This window comes from Aminobacter sp. HY435 (genome assembly GCF_027568395.1).
In the GTDB taxonomy this organism is placed as follows: domain Bacteria; phylum Pseudomonadota; class Alphaproteobacteria; order Rhizobiales; family Rhizobiaceae; genus Aminobacter.
The window spans coordinates 231,958-252,789 of sequence record NZ_JANKZL010000006.1; the positions used below are offsets into that span (position 1 = coordinate 231,958).

Annotated in this window: 24 protein-coding genes; 13 read left to right on the forward strand and 11 right to left on the reverse strand. The window is 62.7% G+C overall.

The window, feature by feature from the left end; genetic code table 11:
* Positions 1–60 precede the first annotated feature (60 nt).
* Together PCJ21_RS10465 and PCJ21_RS10470 are read left to right on the forward strand one after the other, a co-directional pair.
* A complete protein-coding gene (locus tag PCJ21_RS10465) occupies positions 61–1,971 on the forward strand; it encodes a propionyl-CoA synthetase (RefSeq protein ID WP_269931336.1) in 1,911 nt (636 codons plus the stop codon).
* A 293-nt stretch (positions 1,972–2,264) separates the two neighbouring features.
* Positions 2,265–3,917: an alpha/beta hydrolase gene (locus PCJ21_RS10470; protein WP_269931337.1), complete on the forward strand. Its 1,653-nt coding sequence runs from the start codon at positions 2,265–2,267 to the stop codon at positions 3,915–3,917.
* A gap of 135 nt (positions 3,918–4,052) precedes the next feature.
* Here the strand turns inward: PCJ21_RS10470 and ybaK are convergent, their stop codons facing one another.
* From ybaK to PCJ21_RS10485, 3 genes are read right to left on the reverse strand one after another with little or no spacing between them, the layout of a single operon-like run.
* Complete coding sequence (ybaK, locus tag PCJ21_RS10475; protein ID WP_269931338.1) at positions 4,053–4,526, reverse strand: Cys-tRNA(Pro) deacylase; 474 nt, start codon at positions 4,524–4,526, stop codon at positions 4,053–4,055.
* A gap of 45 nt (positions 4,527–4,571) precedes the next feature.
* Complete coding sequence (gene dmeF / locus PCJ21_RS10480; protein ID WP_269931339.1) at positions 4,572–5,546, reverse strand: CDF family Co(II)/Ni(II) efflux transporter DmeF; 975 nt, start codon at positions 5,544–5,546, stop codon at positions 4,572–4,574.
* Positions 5,543–5,812: a metal/formaldehyde-sensitive transcriptional repressor gene (locus PCJ21_RS10485; protein ID WP_269931340.1), complete on the reverse strand. Its 270-nt coding sequence runs from the start codon at positions 5,810–5,812 to the stop codon at positions 5,543–5,545. Before PCJ21_RS10485 ends, dmeF begins: the two co-directional genes overlap by 4 nt.
* Positions 5,813–5,927: 115 nt before the next feature.
* On the opposite strand from PCJ21_RS10485, the gene PCJ21_RS10490 reads away from it, so the two are divergent.
* The 5 genes from PCJ21_RS10490 (at position 5,928) to PCJ21_RS10510 (ending at position 9,026) form a co-directional block, all read left to right on the forward strand.
* Positions 5,928–6,707 (forward strand): SDR family NAD(P)-dependent oxidoreductase, encoded by a 780-nt coding sequence (locus tag PCJ21_RS10490; RefSeq protein ID WP_269931341.1) that lies wholly within the window; start codon positions 5,928–5,930, stop codon positions 6,705–6,707.
* A 117-nt stretch (positions 6,708–6,824) separates the two neighbouring features.
* A complete protein-coding gene (locus PCJ21_RS10495; RefSeq protein WP_269931342.1) occupies positions 6,825–6,995 on the forward strand; it encodes a hypothetical protein in 171 nt (56 codons plus the stop codon).
* A 28-nt stretch (positions 6,996–7,023) separates the two neighbouring features.
* On the forward strand, positions 7,024–7,617 hold the full coding sequence (locus PCJ21_RS10500; RefSeq protein ID WP_269931343.1) for a DJ-1/PfpI family protein: 594 nt from the start codon (positions 7,024–7,026) through the stop codon (positions 7,615–7,617).
* A 100-nt stretch (positions 7,618–7,717) separates the two neighbouring features.
* Positions 7,718–8,434, forward strand: coding sequence for a helix-turn-helix transcriptional regulator (locus tag PCJ21_RS10505; RefSeq protein WP_269931344.1), 717 nt, complete (start codon positions 7,718–7,720; stop codon positions 8,432–8,434).
* Positions 8,435–8,600: 166 nt separating this feature from the next.
* Positions 8,601–9,026, forward strand: a complete 426-nt coding sequence (locus PCJ21_RS10510; protein WP_269931345.1) for a GFA family protein — start codon at positions 8,601–8,603, stop codon at positions 9,024–9,026.
* Between the two features lie 77 nt (positions 9,027–9,103).
* Here the strand turns inward: PCJ21_RS10510 and PCJ21_RS10515 are convergent, their stop codons facing one another.
* The 4 genes from PCJ21_RS10515 to PCJ21_RS10530 form a co-directional block, all read right to left on the reverse strand.
* On the reverse strand, positions 9,104–9,799 hold the full coding sequence (locus PCJ21_RS10515) for a DUF1013 domain-containing protein (protein ID WP_269931346.1): 696 nt from the start codon (positions 9,797–9,799) through the stop codon (positions 9,104–9,106).
* Positions 9,800–10,020: 221 nt separating this feature from the next.
* On the reverse strand, positions 10,021–10,509 hold the full coding sequence (locus PCJ21_RS10520) for a GlcG/HbpS family heme-binding protein (RefSeq protein ID WP_269931347.1): 489 nt from the start codon (positions 10,507–10,509) through the stop codon (positions 10,021–10,023).
* Between the two features lie 181 nt (positions 10,510–10,690).
* A complete protein-coding gene (locus PCJ21_RS10525; protein ID WP_269931348.1) occupies positions 10,691–11,281 on the reverse strand; it encodes a response regulator transcription factor in 591 nt (196 codons plus the stop codon).
* Positions 11,278–12,945: a sensor histidine kinase gene (locus tag PCJ21_RS10530; RefSeq protein ID WP_269931349.1), complete on the reverse strand. Its 1,668-nt coding sequence runs from the start codon at positions 12,943–12,945 to the stop codon at positions 11,278–11,280. Before PCJ21_RS10530 ends, PCJ21_RS10525 begins: the two co-directional genes overlap by 4 nt.
* A 327-nt stretch (positions 12,946–13,272) precedes the next feature.
* Here PCJ21_RS10530 and PCJ21_RS10535 point away from each other — a divergent pair, with 327 nt between their 5' ends.
* The gene (locus tag PCJ21_RS10535; protein WP_269931350.1) at positions 13,273–14,877 is read left to right on the forward strand and encodes a hypothetical protein; all 1,605 of its coding nucleotides are present in this window, start codon (positions 13,273–13,275) and stop codon (positions 14,875–14,877) included.
* A gap of 69 nt (positions 14,878–14,946) precedes the next feature.
* On the opposite strand, the gene PCJ21_RS10540 is transcribed toward PCJ21_RS10535, so the two are convergent.
* On the reverse strand, positions 14,947–15,462 hold the full coding sequence (locus PCJ21_RS10540; protein WP_269931351.1) for a hypothetical protein: 516 nt from the start codon (positions 15,460–15,462) through the stop codon (positions 14,947–14,949).
* Positions 15,459–15,824, reverse strand: a complete 366-nt coding sequence (locus PCJ21_RS10545; RefSeq protein ID WP_269931352.1) for a hypothetical protein — start codon at positions 15,822–15,824, stop codon at positions 15,459–15,461. The genes PCJ21_RS10540 and PCJ21_RS10545 overlap by 4 nt, the downstream gene beginning before the upstream one ends.
* A gap of 266 nt (positions 15,825–16,090) precedes the next feature.
* Here PCJ21_RS10545 and PCJ21_RS10550 point away from each other — a divergent pair, with 266 nt between their 5' ends.
* Entirely contained in the window at positions 16,091–16,888 is a 798-nt protein-coding gene (locus PCJ21_RS10550; RefSeq protein ID WP_269931353.1) for a class I SAM-dependent methyltransferase, read from the forward strand.
* 62 nt (positions 16,889–16,950) lie between these two features.
* Here the strand turns inward: PCJ21_RS10550 and PCJ21_RS10555 are convergent, their stop codons facing one another.
* Positions 16,951–17,961 (reverse strand): NAD(P)H-quinone oxidoreductase, encoded by a 1,011-nt coding sequence (locus PCJ21_RS10555; RefSeq protein ID WP_269931354.1) that lies wholly within the window; start codon positions 17,959–17,961, stop codon positions 16,951–16,953.
* Positions 17,962–18,074: 113 nt separating this feature from the next.
* Between PCJ21_RS10555 and PCJ21_RS10560 the strand changes: the two genes are divergently transcribed.
* From PCJ21_RS10560 to PCJ21_RS10570, 3 genes are all read left to right on the forward strand, one after another.
* Complete coding sequence (locus tag PCJ21_RS10560; protein ID WP_269931355.1) at positions 18,075–18,275, forward strand: DUF1192 domain-containing protein; 201 nt, start codon at positions 18,075–18,077, stop codon at positions 18,273–18,275.
* 80 nt (positions 18,276–18,355) lie between these two features.
* Positions 18,356–19,603 (forward strand): MFS transporter, encoded by a 1,248-nt coding sequence (locus tag PCJ21_RS10565; RefSeq protein WP_269931356.1) that lies wholly within the window; start codon positions 18,356–18,358, stop codon positions 19,601–19,603.
* Positions 19,604–19,668: 65 nt separating this feature from the next.
* Positions 19,669–19,932 carry an ArsR/SmtB family transcription factor gene (locus PCJ21_RS10570; protein ID WP_269931357.1) on the forward strand — a complete coding sequence of 88 codons (264 nt, stop codon included), beginning with the start codon at positions 19,669–19,671 and terminating at the stop codon, positions 19,930–19,932.
* A gap of 269 nt (positions 19,933–20,201) precedes the next feature.
* Here the strand turns inward: PCJ21_RS10570 and PCJ21_RS10575 are convergent, their stop codons facing one another.
* Positions 20,202–20,381, reverse strand: a complete 180-nt coding sequence (locus PCJ21_RS10575) for a YdcH family protein (RefSeq protein ID WP_269931358.1) — start codon at positions 20,379–20,381, stop codon at positions 20,202–20,204.
* Between the two features lie 238 nt (positions 20,382–20,619).
* Between PCJ21_RS10575 and PCJ21_RS10580 the strand changes: the two genes are divergently transcribed.
* Complete coding sequence (locus PCJ21_RS10580; RefSeq protein ID WP_269931359.1) at positions 20,620–20,823, forward strand: YdcH family protein; 204 nt, start codon at positions 20,620–20,622, stop codon at positions 20,821–20,823.
* Positions 20,824–20,832: the final 9 nt, after the last annotated feature.

A 20,832-nucleotide genomic window follows, 5' to 3' on the forward strand; every position in this document is an offset into this window, starting at 1 on the left:
CGTTACAAAGCCTGCCAATTACAGCGCCCAGAAGGGCCGATGTCCTGGGAAGGAAACGCCATGTCGTCTCGCTATCACGAGGTCTATGACAGCTGGATGCGCAACCCCGAGGGATTCTGGGCCAAGGCTGCGGAAGCGATCGACTGGTTCAAGCCCTGGAACAAAGTGTTCGATGCCGACCTGGGCGTCTACGGCCAGTGGTTTTCAGGCGCCGAATGCAACACATGCTACAACGCGCTCGACCGTCATGTCGCCACCGGGCGAGCCGACCAGCTGGCCCTCATCCACGACAGTCCGATCACCGGCACGATGGCGAAATACACCTATGCCGAGGTTCTCGCCAAGGTGAACGCGCTCGCTGCCGTGCTGCGCGACCAGGGCGTCGAGAAGGGCGACCGGGTCATCATCTACATGCCGATGGTCGCCGAGGCGGCCTTCGCCATGCTCGCTTGCGCTCGGCTCGGCGCCATCCATTCGGTGGTCTTCGGCGGCTTTGCCGCCAAGGAACTCGCCACCCGTATCGACGACGCCACGCCCAAGCTGATCATCTCGGCGTCCTGCGGCATCGAGCCCGGACGCATCATCGCCTACAAGCCGCTGCTCGACCAGGCGATCGAGTTCTCTAGCCACAAGCCGTCGGCTTGCGTTGTCCTGCAGCGCCCGCAGCTCGGCTGCGAGCTGGTCGCCGGACGCGATGTCGACTATGCCGAGGCGGTTGGCGCTGCCAAGGCTGCCGGACGTATTGTCGAATGCGTTCCCGTCGCCGCCACCGATCCACTCTATGTGCTCTACACCTCGGGCACCACGGGTCAGCCCAAGGGCGTGGTCCGCGACAATGGCGGCCACATGGTCGCGCTCAAATGGTCGATGGACAACGAGTTCGGCGTCAAGCCGGGCGAGGTGTTCTGGGCGGCATCCGACGTCGGCTGGGTCGTCGGCCATTCCTACATCGTCTACGCCCCGCTGCTGCACGGCGCCACAACCGTCCTGTTCGAAGGCAAGCCGGTCGGCACGCCCGATGCCGGCACCTTCTGGCGCGTCATTTCGGAACATGGCGTGGTCGCGCTGTTCACCGCCCCCACCGCCTTCCGCGCCATCAAGAAGGAAGACCCGCAAGGCGCCTTCGTGCCGAAATACGACCTGTCGACGTTCCGCACCCTGTTCCTCGCCGGCGAGCGCGCCGACCCCGAAACCATCAAGTGGGCGGAACACAAGCTCAACGTGCCGGTCATCGACCATTGGTGGCAGACCGAGACCGGGCACCCGATCAGCCAGAACCCGATCGGGCTCGGCCAGTTGCCGGTCAAATACGGCTCGCCCTGCGTGCCGATGCCGGGCTTTGACGTGCGCGTGCTCGACGATGCCGGCCACGAGGTGGCGCATGGCACGCTCGGCAACGTCGTGGTCAAGTTGCCTTTGCCGCCCGGCTGCCTGCCGACGCTGTGGAATGCCGGCGAGCGCTTCTTCAACGCCTACCTCGCCGAGTTTCCCGGCTACTACAAGACCGCTGACGCCGGCTATGTCGACGACGACGGCTACCTGTTCATCATGGCCCGCACCGACGACATCATCAACGTCGCCGGCCATCGCCTGTCGACCGGCGGCATGGAGGAGGTTGTGGCCGAGCATCCCGACGTCGCCGAATGCGCCGTCATCGGCATCGCCGATGCGATGAAGGGCCAGATCCCTTGCGGCTTCATCGTGCTGAATTCTGGCGTTTCCCGCGACACCGCAACGATCGAAAAGGAAGTCGTCGGGCTTGTCCGCGACCGCATCGGCCCGGTTGCCGCCTTCAAGATGGTGGTCACCATCAAGCGCCTGCCCAAGACCCGCTCGGGCAAGATCCTGCGCGGCACCATGCAGAAGATCGCCGACCACGAGGAGTGGAAGATGCCGGCGACCATCGACGACCCGGCAATCCTCGACGAAATCATGGAGGCGCTGAAGGCGCGTGGCATCCAGGTTGTCTAGCACCCTCTGGATGGCCCCCAGATCCCATGGCTCGACAGGCTCACCATGAGGATTTTGGGTCGACCGGGCCAAGCTCTGCGATACTCTGGTGACAGCCGAGACGGATCAGACGCCCTCATGTGGGCCTGTCGAAGCCTTAATGATGAGCCTGTCGAACCCCTCATGGTGAGCCTGTCGAACCACGCGGGCGCCTGGCGCCAGCCTTTCCCGGCAGATTGGGACTCTGTGCTATTGCCTGCGTGCCGGGCTCAAGGCAAGTTGCCCCCAGACTGGCATGCTGGGGGCTTTTGCAGATGTTGCGTAACTGGATCGTCAGGTACTGGTACTCGTTCTCACTGACGGGACTGTTGATCGGAACGCTGTTCTTCGCAGCCTCGCTGACGCCGACACTGATCCCCCGCACCTACGTCACCCAGGGCGTCCTCTCCGGCTGCTCCGCCGCCGCCGGTTATGGCGTAGGCTTCTTCCTGCGCTGGTTGTGGCACTATCTCGAACTGCCCGAGCTGCAGGCGCGCATCCTGCGCGTCTCCAAGGCGGTTGCCGTCGCCTTCTGCGCCGTCATCGGGCTGACGTTCCTGTGGCGCGCCGCCGAGTGGCAGAATTCGATCCGCTCGGTGATGGGCATGGAGCCTGTCGACAGCGCCCACCCCTTCGAGGTCGGCGCCATCGCCCTCGTCACCTTCGTGATCCTGATCACCCTCGCCCGGCTGTTCAAGATCACGCTCTACTTCGTCTCGCGGCGGCTCAACCGCTACGTCCCCAAGCGCGTCTCCTATGTCATCGGCACCACCATCGCCATTCTGGTGTTCTGGTCGGCCGCGGACGGCATCATCTTCCGCTATGGTCTGCGCGTCATGGACAGCTCGTTCCAGCGCCTCGACGCGCTGATGCCGCCGGACACCACCCAACCCACCGATCCGGACAAGACCGGCAGCGCCGCCTCGCTGGTGCGCTGGCAGGACCTTGGCCGCATGGGCCGCTCCTACATCGCGACGGGACCAGGCAGCGCCGACATCGGCAGCTTTACCGGCAAGCCGGCGATGGAGCCGCTGCGCGTCTATGTCGGCCTGCAATCCGGCAACTCGCCACAGCAGCGCGCTCGCCTCGCATTGGACGAACTCAAGCGCGTCGGCGGCTTCGAGCGATCGGCGCTGGTCATCATCACGCCCACCGGCACCGGCTGGGTCGACGAACAGGGCATCGACCCGGTCGAATTCCTGCACAATGGCGACATCGCCAGCGTCGCCGCCCAGTATTCCTACCTCGCCAGCTGGCTGTCGCTGCTGGTCGAACCCGGCTACGGCGCCGAGCAGGCGCGCGCGCTGTTCACCGAGGTCTACGGTTATTGGCGTACCTTGCCCAAGGAGACGCGCCCCAAGCTCTACATCTACGGTCTCAGCCTCGGCGCGTTGAGCTCGGAGCTGTCCAACGAACTGTTCGAAGTTCTGGGCGACCCCTATCAGGGCGCGCTCTGGGTCGGCCCGCCCTTCCCCAGCCGCATCTGGAACGCCATCACCGCAGGTCGCGATCCCGGCACGCCGGCATGGCTGCCGCGCTTTGGCGACGGCTCTTATGTCCGCTTCACAGCCCAGAAGGACGCGCTGGACATTCCCGGCGCTATCTGGGGCCCGCTCAGGGTCGTCTACCTGCAATATGCCAGCGACCCGATCACCTTCTACGATCCGCACGCCTTCTATCACGAACCTGACTGGATGAAGCCGCCGCGCGGCCCCGACGTCTCGCCCGACCTGCGCTGGTACCCTGTCGTCACCTTCCTGCAGCTGACGCTCGACCTTGCCATGGCAACGACCTCGCCGATCGGCTACGGCCACGTCTACGCAGCCGAGCACTACATCGACTCGTGGCTTCAGGTGACGGATGTCCAGGGCTGGTCGCCGGCCGAAGTCGAGCGGCTGAAGCAGCATTTCATCGACGCCCGCAAGTAGCGCTGGCCAGGCAGGCCGCGCAGCGTCAGCCGCTTAGGGCAATTCCAGGGAACCTGCGACGCAGGTTTCCGTTCGGAGTTGCGTCAAGACAAGAAGACAGAGCGTTCTCGCGATTCGAAGAAAAGCGAAAATGCTCTAACGGATCAGATCGGCGACCTTCGCCTGAAGCACCTGGACGAGATCGTCCGGGCGCATGCGTATCTGCAACCCGCGCTGGCCGCCGTTGAGGAAGATCTCGTCCTCCAGCGTCGCCATTTCCTCGAGCGCGGTCGGCACCGCCTTGCGCTGGCCGAACGGGCTGATGCCGCCGACCTTGTAGCCCGTCAGCCGCTCGGCATCGGCCGGCTTCATCATCTGCGCCGACTTTGCCCCGAAGGCCGCGGCGACCTTTTTCATGTTGACCTCCTGGTCGGAGGGAACCACCACGCAGCCGGGCTTGCCGTCCACCTCGACCATCAGCGTCTTGAGCACGATGGCAGGCGCAACGCCCATCGCCTCCGCCGCCTGCAGCCCGACGCGCTCGGCGCCCGCATCATAGTCGTAGGTTGCCAGCGTGAAGGGAACACCGATCCTGGACAGCATCAGCGTGGCGGGTGTGGTCTTGGACATAGCCCTTATTGCATCACCGGCACGGCGTCCCGCAAGAGACTCACCCTATGCCGGCTGGACTTCAATGGTCACATGCGACAGGTCGTGAATATGCGCGAGTTTCGACTTGTAGACTTCCGGCGCAGCCGGCGCGCTCGACGTCAGCGACACGATCGCCGCGTGATGTCCCGGCCCGACCTGCCAGACGTGCAGATCGGTAATCACGTCAATGTCGGTCTGCACCGCGTCCCGGATTTCGTCCGGCAGGTCCTCGCCGGCGGGCGTGTAGTCCACCAGCACGCGGCCGGCGTCGCGGATCATCGTCCACGACCAGTTCGCAATCACCAGCGCGCCGACGATGCCCATCGCCGGATCGATCCAGCGCCAGCCATAGGCAGCGCCCGCCACCAGCGCGACAATAGCCAACACCGAAGTCAGCGCATCGGCCAGGACGTGGAGATAGGCAGCCCGCAGATTGTTGTCGTGCCCGCCATGCGCATGGCCATGGTCGTGCTGCTTGCGCCCATGGCCGGCGTGGTCGCCTTCGTGCAACAGGGCCGCGCTGGCCAGGTTCACCACCAGCCCGGCCACGGCGATGATAGTCGCCTCGCGGTAGTTGATCTCGATGGGGTTCAGCAGTCGGCCAAGGCTTTCCCAGCCGATGAAGACCGCCACGATGGCCAGGATCACCGCACTGGCGAAGGCCGCGAGATCGCCGACCTTGCCAGTACCGAAAGTGAAACGCGGATTGTTGGCCTGGCGGCGGGCAAACACATAGGCAAGAGCAGCGATCAGCATCGCTGCCGCATGAGTCGACATGTGCCAGCCATCGGCCACCAGCGCCATCGAACCGTAGATGTTGCCGGCGACGATCTCCACCACCATCATCGCCGCTGTCAGCGCAATGACGAACATCGTTCGCCGCGCATTGCGGTCATGTCGCTCGCCTAGAAAGACGTGGCTGTGGTCCGCCGTGAGCCCCTCCTGCCCATGAGCGTGATGGCCGTCATGCGGATGGCGATGCGGATGATCGTGGCTCATTTCAGGTAGGTCCTGATGACATCGACAAGCTCTTCGCCGCCGCGCTGGCGTTCGGCCGCATCGCCTGGATGCAGCACGTGGCGGCGGATATGGTCTTCCATGAGCTCTGCCGTGAGCCCTCCGACCGCGCCACGCACCGACGCAATCAGCTGCAGCACATCGGCACAGCCGATTTCCGCCTCCAGCGCCCGTTCGACCGCCTCGACCTGCCCCTTGATCCGGCGCACCCGCGCCAGCAGCTTGGTCTTGTCCTTGATCGTGTGCATTGCCTGCCTCAATAATATAGGGGGCTATCCTATAGCCGTCAGGCATTTCTGGCAACGTTGACCGCGCCGGTGCTTGTCGCCACTCTCCAGCCTGGATTCGGATCGGGAGTGCCTCATGAAGCTCGAAGGCAAGACGGCCATCGTCACCGGCGGCGCCAGGGGAATAGGCTTCGCTATCGCCGAGCGCTTCGTCCAGGAGGGTGCCCGCGTCGTCATCGCCGATATCGACCTCGAGCAAGGATCGGCCGCCGAACGCGATCTCGGACAGCACGCACGTTTTGTCCGGACCGATGTCGGCAGGCGCCTCGACATTCACAATCTGGTCGCCGCCACCATAGATGCCTTTGGCGACATCGACATTCTGGTCAACAACGCCGGCATCGACCATCGCGCCGACTTCCTCGATATCACCGAGCAGGATTTCGACCGCGTTCTGACCGTCAACCTCAAGGGCGCGTTCCTCGCCGGCCAGACCGTTGCGCGCTTCATGGTCGAGAAGGCCAAGTCGGGCGGAGCGCCGGGGTCGATCGTCAACATGTCCTCGATCAATGCCGTCGTCGCCATCGCCGATCAGGTTCCCTACGCTGTCTCCAAGGGCGGCATCGCCCAACTGACCAGGGTCATGGCCCTTGGCCTTGCGCCGCACGGTATCCGCGTCAACGCCATCGGCCCCGGCTCGATCGCCACCGACATGCTGGCCCGCGCCACCGAAAACCGCGATGCCAGGAACCGCATCTTGTCGCGTACCCCGTTGGGGCGCATCGGCGAGCCGGAGGAGATTGCCGCCATCGCCGCGTTCCTCGCCTCCGACGACGCCAGTTACATCACCGGCCAGACAATTTTCGCCGATGGCGGGCGCCTGGCGCTCAACTACATGATGCCTCGGGAGGACTGATGGCGCACCGCTGGCGCGGCGTTCCGAAACATTGTCGTCGGGTCTGTCAGCTCCTGACAGACTGCTGTCAGGAGGCATGTGAGATACTCCTCCCGTAAAAGATTTGGAGGATCAGTCATGAGCACGTTTAGACCCGGCATCTTCCGCGCCGTCAGGCATTATGCCGGCAAGATCAGGACCATGCAGAACGAGATCCGCACGGAGCGTCTGATGAACTCGCTGCCCGCGGATTTGCGCAAGGACATTGGTTGGCCAGACCGCTTCGCCGACCGCCGCGGACGCCACTGACAGCCCTGCAACGAAAAGGACAGGGATCATGACCGTTGCACCGAAAACCATCGGCCTGTTGTTCATCCAAGGCTTTGCCGACTGGGAGTATGGTCTCCTCGCCGCTTCCGCCGTCGAATGGTTCGGTATCAAGGCTGTATCCCTGTCGCCGCATGTCTCGCCGCTGAAATCAATAGGCGGTTTCAGGTTGATGGCCGACAGAGGCGCAGAAATCGGCGAAAATCAGGACCTCGACGCCATTGCCGTCATTGGTTCGGACGGTTGGGCGGCGAAGGATGCTCCTGATGTTTCGGGACTGTTGAAAGCTGTCGCGGGGCGCGGCGGCACGGTTGGCGGCATTTGCGCCGGCACGCTTGCGCTCGCCCGCGCCGGCCTGTTCGACGGTGTCCGCCACACCAGCAACGGCCGCGACTGGATCCTCGGGCATGAACCTGATTATGCCGGCGCATCGGGCTATCAGGATGTGCCGCACGCTGTTGCCGATGCAAGAATTGTCACCGCTCCAGGTTCGGCGCCGGGCACTTTCGCGGTCGCCTTCCTCGACACGGTTCTGCCCGGCAACGCCGAACAATTCGCCCACATGCGCGCCATGTTCGCGCGCGAGTATGCTGACCACTCCTGACAATATGCTGTCAGGAGCCCTGTGCGATGGTAGACTGCAAAGTTGCGCCGCGCCCTGCCGCATCAGCACTGCGGGCGCGCACATGAATCGGGGTCTATGAATGAGACGGGCCGACAGGCTTTTTCAGATCGTGCAGCATCTTCGCGGCGGCCGCCTGGTTACTGCGCAGAAGCTCGGCGCATGGCTCGAAGTGTCCGAGCGCACGATCTACCGCGACATCTCCGACCTGCAATCGACGGGCGTGCCGATCGATGGCGAGGCCGGTGTGGGCTACATTATGAGGGAGGGCTTCGACCTTCCGCCGCTGATGTTCACACGAGATGAAATCGTGGCACTGGTCGCCGGCGCCCGCATGGTCAGGGCCTTTGGTGGCGCAGCCATGGCGCGGGCCGCCGACGAAGCACTGGTCAAGATTGGCGCGGTGCTGCCCGACAGCGAGCGCGACCGTATTGCCCGCACCGAAATCCACACGCCGATGTGGGTCGTCTCCGATGCCGATCGCGAAGCCATCGACCTCATCGAACGCGCCGTCGAGCGCCGCCAGGTGCTCAGGCTCGACTATTCCGACGAAGCCGGCCGTGGTTCTGCCCGCGATGTGCGGCCGCTCGGCCTGTGGTTCTGGGGCAAGGTCTGGACCTTGATCGCGTGGTGCGAAATGCGTGACGATTTCCGGGCCTTCCGCATCGACCGCATCTCGGCGGTCACGTCGGCGGGCCGCATCTTCAAACCCGAACGCGGCAAGTTGCTTGTCGACTACTACCGCAGCGTCGAGCGCAGCGAATCCTTTGGCGCGCCCGACAGGAATTCGCGCGGCTGACCCCTCCCATGTCCCTCCCCGCCTGAAACGCCCGGCCCCTGCGCCGGGCTCTTTTTTTTGCTGGCCCAAACGACTCGCTGCGACAATGCTTGCAGTCGCGCATACTTGAAGCTCGGCTGCGTGTTGCGAAGCGCTGCACCTGCCAAACTGCAATAGGGGCTGGACCATGGACCTGGACATCAAAGAGATCGACGGCGCGTGCCATTGCGGCACGGTGCGCTTGCGGGTGCGCCTGAGCGACGGCCTGCGCTCGGCCCGCCGCTGCACCTGCTCTTACTGCCGGATGAAGGGTGCGGTCGCGCTCTCGGCGGATCTCGGCGGCATCGATGTCGTCGCGGGAGCCGACGCGCTCACCACCTACCAGTTCAACACCATGGCCGCGAAGCATTACTTCTGCTCGAAATGCGGCATCTACACACACCACCAGCGCCGCTCCAACCAGAACCAGTACGGCGTCAACGCCGCCATCCTCGACGGTGTCAGCCCGTTCGACTTCACCGAAATTCCGGTCATGGACGGCATCAACCATCCCTCCGATCATCCAGGCGGGCCACGCGTCGCCGGAACGCTGAAGTTCATCGCATCCGAATAGTCGGACGGCCGGAGTCACGACATGAAAAAGCCCGCCGAAGCGGGCTTTTTCATCGATATCTGCCGGGACGGGAGCGATTATTCCTCTTCGTCCTCGTCTTCCTTCTTGGCGCGCAGCGCCGTCAGCTTGGCGAACACCGCGTTGGCGTCGAGTTCCTTGTCTTCGTCCCTCGGCGCTGCCTGCTCCGGCGTCAGGCGCTCGGTCAGCGCTGCCGGCAGCAGCGTGTCGCCGACCGCAGGTGCTGCCTCGCGGCCACGCGAGGCGCGCTGCACTTCGATGTCGAGGTCGATCTGCGAGCACAGGCCGAGCGCGACCGGGTCGAGCGGCGTCAGCGTCGCCATGTTCCAGTGCTTGCGCTCGCGGATCTGCTCGATCGTCGCCTTGGTGGTGCCGACGAGGCGCGAGATCTGCGCGTCCTTCAGTTCGGGATGGTTCTTGACCAGCCAGTAGATGGCGTTCGGGCGATCCTGGCGCTTCGACAGCGGCGTGTAGCGCGGGCCCTTGCGCTTGGCTTCCGGCACGCGAACCTTCGGATCGGAGAGCTTCAGGCGATGGTTGATGTCGCCCTCGCCCTTGGCGATCTCGGCGCGCGTCAGCTGGCCGGTCATGATCGGGTCCATGCCCTTGATGCCCTGGGCCGATTCGCCATCGGCGATCGCTTTCACCTCGAGCGGGTGCAGCGAGCAGAACTGCGCGATCTGGTCGAACGACAGCGCCGTATTGTCGACCAGCCAGACGGCGGTCGCCTTGGGCATAAGCAGGGTATTGGCCATGCGATATATCCTCTTCGCTCGCCCGCGTCCCTCACGCGGGCGGTGGATCAAGCCACCAGAAAATGGGAAATTCGGCCCGTATATAGACGTATTCGCCCGCCACCGCAACGATTTTGGCCAGGGTTCGCAACGGGCTGCTTTGCCGCCATCTCGGCCCGCCAGAACGCCAGAAGGCCCCGCTCCGGCGCGTGCCGGAACGGGGCCGCTCGGTCTTCGCCGGCTTACTTCAGCTTGTCGGCGACGGCCTCGATCGCCTTGACCGCGCAGGCCTCGTCGAAGTTGCCGCCCGGCGCGCCGCCGACGCCGATGGCGCCGATCACCGCATCGCCAGCCTTGATCGGCATGCCGCCGGCCAGCACCAGGAAGCCGTCGATGTTGACCAGCTCAGCCGCACCGGGGTTCTTGGCGACGTTCTCGGCCATCTTGCCGGTCGGGGTGCGCGAAGAGGCCGAGGTGAAGGCCTTGTCCTGGGCGGCCGAAACCGTGTGTGTGCCGGCATTGTCGGCGCGAACCAGCGCGCGCAGCACACCGGCACGGTCGACCACCGCGGCGGTCACGTTGTACTTGTCGGCGGCACATGCCGCGACCGCGCCCTCAGCGATCTCGACGGCGAGGCTCGACGAGATGTTCTTCTCGGTCAGCACCTGGGCGGAAGCGGCACCGGTGACGGCGACGGTGGCGACGGCTGCAAGGAGGATGTTCTTGATCATGACTGGGTTCCTGTCCTGATGGTGTCTCGGGAGAAAGCGTTTCGCTTGTCCGGGATCAGAACTACCCGCATCGCATCGGCAGCTGAATCCGCGATGCCACCACCTGGCCTAGGTAGGATTACCTACTGCTGCGACCGCCAGGGCATGACCCCAAAAAGTGGAGGCCGGTTTTTGGACAAGGTCATGCCCCACCAAGAAGAGCCAGCCGCACCTGCTCGGCCACCGAACTGGTGCCCAGTTTCTCCGCGACCTTCGCCCGGTGCGCGTCGATGGTGCGCACCGAGACCTGGAGCGCTGCCGCGATCTCCTTGCTCGCCCAGCCCCGCGCCACCATGTCGAGCACCTCGCGCTCGCGCTCCGTGAGCCTGGCAAGCAGCGCCCGCGCCTCGCGCGTCTCCAGCCCCGCGTCGAGGCTGGCAAACCCCTGCTGCAAGGCATCGACCAGCACCTCGCCGTCGACCGGCTTGGTGAGAAAATCCTGGATGCCCGCCTTGAACGCCCGCCTACAGGCGGCGACGTCGCCATGCCCCGTGATCATGATCGTCGGCCAGTCGATGCCGCGCTCGCCAAGCTTCTGGTGCAGCTGCTGGCCCGACACCAGCGGCATGCGCAAATCCACCACCAGCACGCCCGGCTTCTTGTCATCGACATGCGCCAGAAACGTCTGCGGATCGCCAAAAGTCTCCGCCGCAATCCCATAGGTCGAGAGCAGGAAGGCCAGCGCCTCGCGCACCGCCTCGTCGTCGTCGACCAGATAGACCCTGTGCGTCATCCCCTGCCCTCCGGGGCCAGCGGTCCCCCTGCCAGCGGCAACGTCACCGTGAACCGCGCCCCGCGCGACGCCCCGTTCTCGGCTGCGATCCGCCCGTCCACCCGCTCCACCAGCGAAGCGCACAAGGACAAGCCCAGCCCCATGCCGTCGGCCTTGGTGGTGAAGAACGGAGTGAACAGTTTTGGCAGCACCTCGGCCGAAATCCCCGGCCCGTCGTCGCTGACCACAACCTTCGCCTCGCGCCCGGCCCGCGCAGTCGCGATCGTCACTGTCCCGCCGCTGCCGGTCGCCTCCGCCGCGTTGCGGATCAGGTTGTGCAGCACCTGCTCGATCTCGATCGCGTCGACCACCGCCTCCGGCGCCGGCTGGCCCAGCTCCAGCACAAGTGCTACCCCGCGCCGCTCGAGGTCGGTGCGGGTCAGCGCCACCACCTCGGCCACGATGGCGTTCAGGTCCTGCCGCGCCCGCTCGGGCGCCTTGTTGGAGGCATAGTCGCGCATCCGCTTCAGCATCTCGCCGGCGCGCTTGGCCTCGCGCACATTGACGTCGAGCGCCTCAGAAATCATCGCCATGTCGGGCCTGTCGACCCGCGCAAGCCTGAGTGCCGCCTGGCTGCGGCTCAAAAGTGCTGTCAGCGGCTGCGTCAGCTCGTGCGCTATGCCCGACGCCAGCTCGCCCATGGCGTTGACGCGCGAGGCATGCGCCAGAAGCGTCTCCCGCTCCTGCAACAGCGCCCGCGCCTCCGCCGCCCGCGCCACAAGCTCGGAGCGCTTCACCGCCGCCCGCTGCCCGAGCCCGAAGCTCAAGGCTGCCGCCAGCAACCCCGCCACCGCGGCAAAGCCCAAAAGCCGCCCCGGCGGCACCAGCGCTGCCAAAGGCAGCGACCGGTCGAGCGTAAGCAACAGCCGCTGCCCCTCGCCGTCGATCACCTTTTCGAAATGCGGCGGCACAAGCCACAAAATCCCCGGTCCAACCGACGCATCGGCCGGCAGGTCCACCAGGTCGGAACCGTCGAGGCTGATCCTGAGATGCGCAAAACCAGGCCGCTCCTCCGGCTCCACAAGCCTGGCGGCATCGATCATCAGCACCACGGCGAGATCGGAAGGCTCCGGCGCGCGCTTGGCCAGGAGATAGTGCCCTGCGCCAGCGGCATGGACGCCCGGCCTGCCCCGCACCTGCGCCACAATCTCCGCCGCGAGCGGCGCCAGATCGACGCCACCGCCTGACGGCACGTCCACCACCTCGCGCACGGACACGGTCGGACCTGATGTGCCGCCTGCCGGCTGCGATGCCCCCGGACTGCCGAGCGCGGCCGATCCTTGCCCCGCGCCAGCAGCGCCACTGGCCGCCCCCTCCGGTTCGAGCGAAACCAGCGCCAGCCAGGCAATGCGCGGATAAAACCGCGAAATGCTCTCCATCACCTGCCGCACGGCTCCTGTGGGCGCAGGCTCGGCCCCGCTCGACAAGGCGATCAGCGTCGTCAGATGCGCATCATGCTGCGCCACCCGCTGCGAGATCAACCGGTGCAAGGTCCGCCCCGTCACCTCGAGCTCGTCGGCCAGCCGAGTGCGCGACGTCTCGACGGACACGGCGACGAACGCCACGAGCGCGGCAAGCCAGAGCGCGAGGGAGAGGAGGCGGGGGGTGGAGAGGAACGGGGTCACGTGGGGTAACGTTGAACCAGAAATTGGCACCACCATAGTCGCAGACCAATCGGAAGGGAACGAAGTACCAGCGTGGCTTTCCTTGCTATGCAGCCATGTTCTGCTTAAGGGCCGACGCGGAAATCCTACATGCCACTGCCACACTTATGAACCACCACCTTCCTTGGTCCGTACGTTTCCATCTAAGCCATTCCTATGATCTGGAACCTATCATTAGACATGCACACGTAGCAGGAGAGCATTGGTGCACGAAGTGTAAACATATATTGCATTGGTCGATCCGAAATGAGTAGATCAACAAAAAGTACGTCCAGATCGGATACGCTTATGCACAAACACATTTTGTTACTGGCAATTGCTTCTTTTCTGACACTTCAGATGTTCGCGCAATCAGCAATCGGCCTCGAAATCGGCTCTCTAGAAGCACCCGACGCCACGATGCCCGCCCACTTTGACACCCCGCGCGCATGCTTGGTGAAAGGGGATGTCGTGGATGGCGATCTCGAAAAACTCCAAGCGTTTATCGGGACGCGAAAAGCTGGCAACGTCCAGCTTCGTTGCGATATTGTCTACCTTTACAGCAATGGCGGTAACTTCTCTGAAGCAGTCAAGATCATGGATTATTTCTTCTCATCCATGATCGCAACTTCAGTTGAAGCTGGGGCAAGTTGCTATTCAGCTTGCGCCATCATGTGGCTGGGGGGCTCGGTACCAGGTGGACACAATTTAGATAACCCTCATGCGTATCGCCGGTTAGATCCTAGTGGCATCGTAGGATTTCACGCACCGTATGTTTTCCTCAGCGATGGTAATTACACGAATTACGACGTAATGGTGAATGGCACTCTATCCTTCAAAGTTGCACAGGAACTGCTCGTTCGATTTCAAGATCATAGAATACCGATGTGGTTTGCTGCAAAGCTCCTCTATCCCGATCCCGAAAATTTCTATACAATCGATACTATAGAAGACGCGAATCTAGTCGGGGCAACAATCCACACAAAGACCAAAAACAAAGCATTAGAAAGCATTTATTCTTTAGGGAATATCTGCTTTAATCTGAGCCATTGGGGGAAAAATAGATCGGCGAATGCTGATTCCAATAAGACATTCTCAAACAATTCATCTTCGTTCAGCAGCTCGGAAGATTACGTACGCTTTCTAAGCGAGGCGACTATAACCGGCGTCTCAACGAAGTATGTTTACGGACTTTCTTCATTTTTAAGTACAACCAATTTCGCTGCACAACTCCGAAACTTTGTGGAGGAAAATTCCAACGAAATCGTAGGTCTCGCCGACGCGGCCTCGCAAACACCAAAATCATTGTTCCGTTTCTGGCAGATGATGTCAGAACGGCTTGGTCCCGATTTTGATGTTATCGCGCCAAGCTTCTTGCGTTGGAAAGCAAATGACTGGTCCAAAGACTACAGCTACCTCTTTCCGAGCCCCGGCGTTGTCGGCGCTCACGATGAGAACATCAGGGATCGACCAGAGTGGTGCGCAATTACCCTCCCGTCAGAAGAGGACGAAGATATGCCAGCGGGATTTTACGCCGTCGGCACTGAATTTGATCCGACGCAGGAACTTGTCCGGCTACCGGCAGCACTCTTGGCCCTGCCAGCGGATACGAAACTGGTTAACATTGAGGACAAGCTCTCTTTGCTCGAGAGCACAAACGCAAAAACTTACCCAAAGCCTAGATGGTGCGCACAAGCAGCCAGTGAAACGGAGCGCAGGATATGTGAGGACCCGCAGCTCTCTCGTTTGGATATCGAGTTCGAAGGCAAATTTGCATTAAAGAAAGCCACCGCCAAAGATGCGGCAACATCCGTCGCGAGGGAAATGATGAAACTGCGCAACAAATGCGGTAGAAACGCCGATTGCATCAAGAGCGCGTATGCGACTACTATCTATCGGCTGAATAGAATGTGATCGGCTGATGCTTCGATCGATCGGTCGCGCGTCGTTGGAACCCTCTTAGGCACCGTAGCAAGCATCAGGTCAGCAGATCACACTCGCCGACCGAAAGTGCAAAAGCCCTCTCTTCATCTCAGATTGCCCCCCTCGTAGGCTGATTTCGTCTAGTGCCGGCGAAATAAAACATGCCAAGCTGGAAGCCTCATTGGAATGCATTTTCTTGAATAACTCGTCGTCGCATAGTTCCGCCTCGACACAGCTTAACGCACCATTGAAATATTCTGCGACGGCCAGGATGTCACTCTCCGGCGTCTTCTCTCCACCTGCTTTAATTTGCTTAACCAATAAGTCAGCGATTGAGGTATTAGAGATTCTATAACCTGAGAGGGCGACTTCCATAGACCTCACGAGAGCTCTAATACGAGTCCTCGAAGACTGCAAATGCTCGCCGTTATAAACCCGTGAATATTCGACCGTGAATTGTTCTCTTCGAGCACTTCTCTCAGACATATACCCAACAACAGCTAAAATTAACCCAATTACCACAGCAGAGTGCGCGATCAATTCTGCAAATTTATTGAAACGTTCTATATCCATCATCTTTCACATGCCCCATCAGTCGATATGTTGATAGGGTCACCTGCTGTGCTATCCATTTCCTTCAAGATACAGGGAAGTTTGTTTCTCATAATTCTTAAAATTGCATCGGTTTTCGATTGATCATTGTCATTGCGCTTGAAAGCGTTGTTTTTGGCCAGCGAGCGAAAAGCCTCGAGTGGATCGACAATTGGGCACGCAGGAAGGATGATCGTTATGACGTCTCCGGGTTGATTCAGGTATTTTTCGGCGTTGTCGCGAACGCATTCTAGCTGAGATCGATAGACGCGGTATTCATCTGCTGCAGCAAAATGCGGCTCGATCAAGACAAATATCAGCGCTGCGAAGAAAAGCCGTCTACCCACCGATAACCTCATCCAAACGCAATACAGTCTAGCTGCAGAGCAAATTTAAGTCTTAAGTGCGCACTCTGGCCCCTGCCGAGGCAGCATAATATTTAGGACAATTTCGTTGTCATTCATTAATTGCAAAGCACACAATTTTTGCCCGCTGTGTGAGCAGATTATGCGCCACCAAGCGCCGTTGCCTGCATCGATCCGAGTTTGATCGAGGAATCACCTTCCCAACACCCCCACCCCGGCCTACGATGCCTCAGGCATAGGAGGCTTCGATGACATCAAGCTTCAACGTGCATGACGCGGCCGGCTATGAGCAACTGATGGGCCGCTGGAGCCGGAAACTCGCGGTTCCGTTCATCGACTTTGCCGGCGTCGCCGACGGCGACAAGGTGCTCGACGTCGGCTGCGGCACCGGCAGCCTGACTTTCGCGCTGGCCGAGGCAAAAAACCTCGGGGAAATAGCGGCCATCGACTTCTCGCCGGTCTTTGTTGCGGCGGCTCAGGCGCGCAACACGGACCCGCGCATAAAAATCAGCCAGGCCGATGCCTGCGCCCTGCCCTTCGAGGACAAAGGCTTCGACCGCACGCTGGCGCTTTTGGTGCTGCATTTCGTGCCCGAGGCGCCCAGGGCGATCGCGGAGATGGCAAGGGTGACGCGGCCGGGCGGCGTGGTGGCGGCCACCGTGTGGGACCACTATGGCGGCATGCCCGGCATGCGCATGATGGTCGACGCGCTTGCCGCGTTCAGCGAAGCCGGCCGGCAATTGCGCGCCCGCTATTGCTTCCAGCCGATGATGCAGCCGGGCGAGATGAAGAGCGCCTTCGTCGCGCAAGGGCTGTCAGGCGTCGAGGAAACCCAGCTTTTGCTGCGCATGGACTACCGAGATTTCGGCGATCTCTGGGCGCCCATCGGTGCGGGCGAAGGCCCGATCGGCAAATATGTCGCCACGCTCGACCAGGCGGACAAGGCGCGCGCCGAGGCTGCCGTGCGCGATGCCTATCAGGCCGGCCGCCCCGACGGTCCGCGCTCCTTTGCCAGCATCGCCTGGGCCGTGCGCGGCATCGCGTAGGTGGACATCTCCAGGAGCGGGGATGGCCTTTCCCCCGCCCCGACGCCTCTTCGAAAAGGATTTCAGCCCACGTCCAGCACGATCTTGCCGATGTGCTCGCCCTCTTCCATGCGCTCATGCGCGCGCCAGGCTTCCTTGAGCGGGAAGATCATGTCCATCACGGGCGCCACCCGGCGGGTGGCGAGCAGCGGCCACACCTGCGCCTCGAGCGCTGCGGCGATCCCGGCCTTGAATTCGACCGTGCGCGGCCTCAGCGTCGAGCCGGTATGGGTCAGCCGCTTGACCATCAGCCTGGAGAAGTCGGCGCTGGCCACCGCCCCGCCCTGGGTGGCGATCTGGACGATGCGGCCGTCGACCGCCGCGGCATCATAGTTGCGGCCGACATAGTCGCCGCCGACCATGTCGAGGATGACTTGGGCGCCCTTGCCGTCGGTGGCGTCCTTCACCGCCTGGACGAAATCCTCGCTGCGGTAGTTGATCGCCCGGTCGGCGCCCAGCTTGAGGCAGGCGGCGCACTTGTCCTCCGAGCCGGCGGTGACCATGACATAGGCGCCGAAGGCCGAGGCGAGCTGGATCGCGGTAGTGCCGATGCCCGACGAGCCGCCATGGACGAGCAGCGTCTCGCCCGCCTTCAGCGCGCCGCGCTCGAACACATTGTGCCAGACGGTGAAGAAGGTCTCCGGCACCGCCGCGGCCTCGCTGTAGGTGAAGCCCTTGGGCAGCGGCAGCGCATTGCTCTCGTGCACCTTGGCGAATTCGGCATAACCGCCGCCCGGCGTCAATGCGCAGACCTGGTCGCCGATGCGGAAGCGCGTCGCGCCCTCGCCAAGTGCCGCGACCTCGCCGGCGACCTCGAGCCCGGGCAGGTCGGAGGCGCCTGGCGGCGCGGGATAGGCCCCCTTGCGCTGCAGCACATCGGGCCGGTTGACGCCTGCCGCATGCACGCGGATCAGGATTTCGCCCGCGCCCGGCTCCGGCAGGCTGCGCTTTTCCGCCTTGAGCACGCGCGGCCCGCCCGGCTGGGAAATCGCAACCGCAAGCATCTTTTCGGGAAGTCTGGCGACAGTGGCCATGTCTTTTCGGTCTCCGCTGCTCCGGCCCACGCCGGACTTTACATGTCGTTGGCCGCTCTATGTATTCTGATTGTCAAATCAGGCAAACGCCCGACCGCGAATGGAGAGTTCACATGGCGATGTTCGACGACGAACCGGCCCGCAAGAAAACCGTCCACGAGATCGGCCAGGATCTGTCGCTGCTGTCCGTCGGCGAGCTTAATGAGCGCATCGCTGCCCTGCGCGCCGAAATCGTGCGGCTCGAAGCCGAGCTGGCGGCCAAGGGCTCGACCAAATCGGCGGCCGAGGCGCTGTTCAAGTTCAAGCGCGGCTGAGCCTTGCCCCGCCCCATATAGGCCCCAAAGAGGCTATCATCACCTCATAGCTTCCTGATTGATTCGTGGTGGGACACCTGATGCTTGCAACCTACCGGCCGATCCTGTCCTTGCTGCGCGGCACGGCCTTCTTGCTCGCGGCCTCCGGCTTGCACGGCCTGCTGCTGCCCTTGCGCGGCCAGGAGGAAGGTTTCTCCACCGCAGCGCTCGGCCTGATGGGTTCGGCCTGGGCCGGCGGGTTCGTCGCCGGGTGCTATTTTGCCCCGCGCGTCGTGCGCCGCGCCGGCCATGTCCGCGCCTTCGGCACCTTCGCCGCATCGGCCGCCATCGTCGCCCTGCTGACCGGGCTGATCGTCGACGAGTATGTCTGGATCCTGCTGCGCGCCTTCACCGGCTTCGTCATGGCCGGCGCCTTCATGGTCATCGAAAGCTGGCTCAACGAGCGCGCCACCAACGAGAACCGCGGCACCGTCTTCGGCCTCTACATGATGGTCACCTACGCCTCGATCATGGCCGGGCAGATGATGGTTGCCGGCGGCGACGTGAAAAGCGACGCGCTGTTCATGGTCACCGGCATCCTGTTTTGCCTGTCGCTGATCCCGACCGCCGTTTCGAGCGCCGCCCATCCCAAGCCGCTGCAGGACGTCTCCCTCGACATCAAGGGGCTTTACGCCAACTCGCCGGTCGCCTCCGTCGCCTGTTTCCTGATCGGCGTCGCCAACGGCGACTGGGGCACGCTGGGCGCGGTCTATGGCGCGCGCATCGGCATCTCGACGCCCGAAATCGCTTTGATGATGAGCCTTGTCGTCATCGCCGGCGCCGCCCTGCAGATTCCGATCGGCAAGATTTCCGACCGCACCGACCGCCGTTATGTGCTGATCGGCGCATCGCTCGCCTCGGCTGTCGCCGCCGTGCTGATCTTTCTCGTCGCGCCCCGTTCCGGCCCGTTCGTCATCGCCATGGCCGCCTGCTACGGCGCTTTTGCCTACACGCTCTATTCCCTGGCGGTGGCGCATGCCAACGACCACGCCAAGCCGGAAGATTTCGTCAAGGTTTCGGGCGGACTGCTGCTGCTCTACGGCTTCGGCACCATGGTCGGCCCGCTGCTCGGCGCCAGCCTGATGGATGTGCTGCGGCCCGAGGCGCTGTTCCTGGCAACCGCTGCCGCACATTTCGCGCTTGCCGGCTACACCGCCCTTCGCATCAGGCGGCGCGCGGCCGTGCCGATCGAGGATCGCGAGGCTTTCAAGACGCTTCCCGCCGACCGTTCCGCGACGCCGGAATCGCTGCGGCTCGACCCGCGCCAGAAACCCGAAGACGACAACTGATGGCGCGCTCCACCGGCCCGCGACCAGCGGTTGAGAATCGTCGCTTCTTGCGGCACAACTGAACCATGATAGTCGAAGACCCGTTCCTTGCGATTGCCGACGCCAACCGGCGCCATCTGCTGGAGGAGCTTCGCCGTGGCCCCAAGACGGTCAACCAGCTTGCCGCCGGATTGCCGGTGTCGCGGCCTGCGGTTTCGCAGCATCTGAAGGTATTGCTCGATGCTGGCCTGGTCAGCGCGAGACCCGAAGGTACGAGCCGCGTCTACGCAATAAGCTCGACCGGCTTCATGCGGCTGAACATCTGGCTGGACCAGTTCTGGGACGCCTGAAAGCAGGCTTGGGACATGCCCGGTGCGAGCATCGGCGCAGCCAGGATTATCTCCGCTTCCAGCCTGCCCGATGACGAATGCCGGCATTTTCCCGGCGGCAGGCAGTCACTGCCGCCGGCGCTTGCTCCGCCGGTCTTGCCGGCGGATCATCATGAGAAAAACTGCCCAGTCTCCCGCAAACGAAAATCATCTGCGGAACAAGGATCGGCAGATTCAAAGACCTAGAGCATCCTTGATGTTCAGGATGTATTTCGCTCCAAGCTCGAGACCTAGTGTTGGGTCGGTCCCGTTCTGAGTTTCTCAATCTCGTCCTTGAGTGCCAGCTTGCGACGCTTCAGCGCGACAATTTGCAGGTCGTCCATCGACGGATGATTCATCGCCTCGTCAAGCTGACGCTCGACATCGCCATGTTTCCGCTGAAGCTCTTCAAGATGGGATGCAAGAGACATGATTGGTTCTCCCTTTCATGGTTTCCTCGAAGCACCGCGCACTGAGCCTGCCCACCGCAGACAGCGCTCTGTGACGGAACCGTGACACTCTGCCACCGCCATCCGGCAATGTCGAATAAACCGTGGTAGCATTTCCTGACAGCATGAAATGTGATAAGGGCTTCTCCGCCGGTGACAGGAGTCGCCGACCCGCTTTAGGAGCGCCCCGGGTGCGCCAGTGAATTTGCAGACGGTAGACATGTCGGAACAAGAACAAGCCGAGGTTCGCCTCGAGTTTGCGCGCTTGAAGCAGGAACATGCCGATTTCGACGCCGCGATAAACGCGATGATCGCTGTCGGCTGCGATCCGCTCCAGATCCAGCGAATGAAGAAAAAGAAGCTGATCCTGAAGGACCGGATCTCGCAGATCGAAGACCGGATCATCCCCGACATCATCGCCTGAGAAACCGCC

Coding starts and splice junctions, on each gene's coding strand:
- PCJ21_RS10465 (WP_269931336.1), top strand. CDS start 61: ATGTCGTCTCGCTATCACGAGGTCTATGACAGCTGGATGCGCAACCCC.
- PCJ21_RS10500 (WP_269931343.1), top strand. CDS start 7,024: ATGACCGTTGCACCGAAAACCATCGGCCTGTTGTTCATCCAAGGCTTT.
- PCJ21_RS10550 (WP_269931353.1), top strand. CDS start 16,091: ATGACATCAAGCTTCAACGTGCATGACGCGGCCGGCTATGAGCAACTG.
- PCJ21_RS10575 (WP_269931358.1), bottom strand. CDS start 20,381: ATGTCTCTTGCATCCCATCTTGAAGAGCTTCAGCGGAAACATGGCGAT.
- PCJ21_RS10525 (WP_269931348.1), bottom strand. CDS start 11,281: ATGACGCACAGGGTCTATCTGGTCGACGACGACGAGGCGGTGCGCGAG.
- PCJ21_RS10570 (WP_269931357.1), top strand. CDS start 19,669: ATGATAGTCGAAGACCCGTTCCTTGCGATTGCCGACGCCAACCGGCGC.
- PCJ21_RS10580 (WP_269931359.1), top strand. CDS start 20,620: ATGTCGGAACAAGAACAAGCCGAGGTTCGCCTCGAGTTTGCGCGCTTG.
- PCJ21_RS10490 (WP_269931341.1), top strand. CDS start 5,928: ATGAAGCTCGAAGGCAAGACGGCCATCGTCACCGGCGGCGCCAGGGGA.
- PCJ21_RS10540 (WP_269931351.1), bottom strand. CDS start 15,462: ATGATGGATATAGAACGTTTCAATAAATTTGCAGAATTGATCGCGCAC.
- PCJ21_RS10555 (WP_269931354.1), bottom strand. CDS start 17,961: ATGGCCACTGTCGCCAGACTTCCCGAAAAGATGCTTGCGGTTGCGATT.
- PCJ21_RS10470 (WP_269931337.1), top strand. CDS start 2,265: ATGTTGCGTAACTGGATCGTCAGGTACTGGTACTCGTTCTCACTGACG.
- PCJ21_RS10515 (WP_269931346.1), bottom strand. CDS start 9,799: ATGGCCAATACCCTGCTTATGCCCAAGGCGACCGCCGTCTGGCTGGTC.
- PCJ21_RS10520 (WP_269931347.1), bottom strand. CDS start 10,509: ATGATCAAGAACATCCTCCTTGCAGCCGTCGCCACCGTCGCCGTCACC.
- PCJ21_RS10535 (WP_269931350.1), top strand. CDS start 13,273: ATGCACAAACACATTTTGTTACTGGCAATTGCTTCTTTTCTGACACTT.
- PCJ21_RS10510 (WP_269931345.1), top strand. CDS start 8,601: ATGGACCTGGACATCAAAGAGATCGACGGCGCGTGCCATTGCGGCACG.
- PCJ21_RS10495 (WP_269931342.1), top strand. CDS start 6,825: ATGAGCACGTTTAGACCCGGCATCTTCCGCGCCGTCAGGCATTATGCC.
- PCJ21_RS10505 (WP_269931344.1), top strand. CDS start 7,718: ATGAGACGGGCCGACAGGCTTTTTCAGATCGTGCAGCATCTTCGCGGC.
- PCJ21_RS10560 (WP_269931355.1), top strand. CDS start 18,075: ATGGCGATGTTCGACGACGAACCGGCCCGCAAGAAAACCGTCCACGAG.
- PCJ21_RS10565 (WP_269931356.1), top strand. CDS start 18,356: ATGCTTGCAACCTACCGGCCGATCCTGTCCTTGCTGCGCGGCACGGCC.
- PCJ21_RS10485 (WP_269931340.1), bottom strand. CDS start 5,812: ATGCACACGATCAAGGACAAGACCAAGCTGCTGGCGCGGGTGCGCCGG.
- ybaK (WP_269931338.1), bottom strand. CDS start 4,526: ATGTCCAAGACCACACCCGCCACGCTGATGCTGTCCAGGATCGGTGTT.
- dmeF (WP_269931339.1), bottom strand. CDS start 5,546: ATGAGCCACGATCATCCGCATCGCCATCCGCATGACGGCCATCACGCT.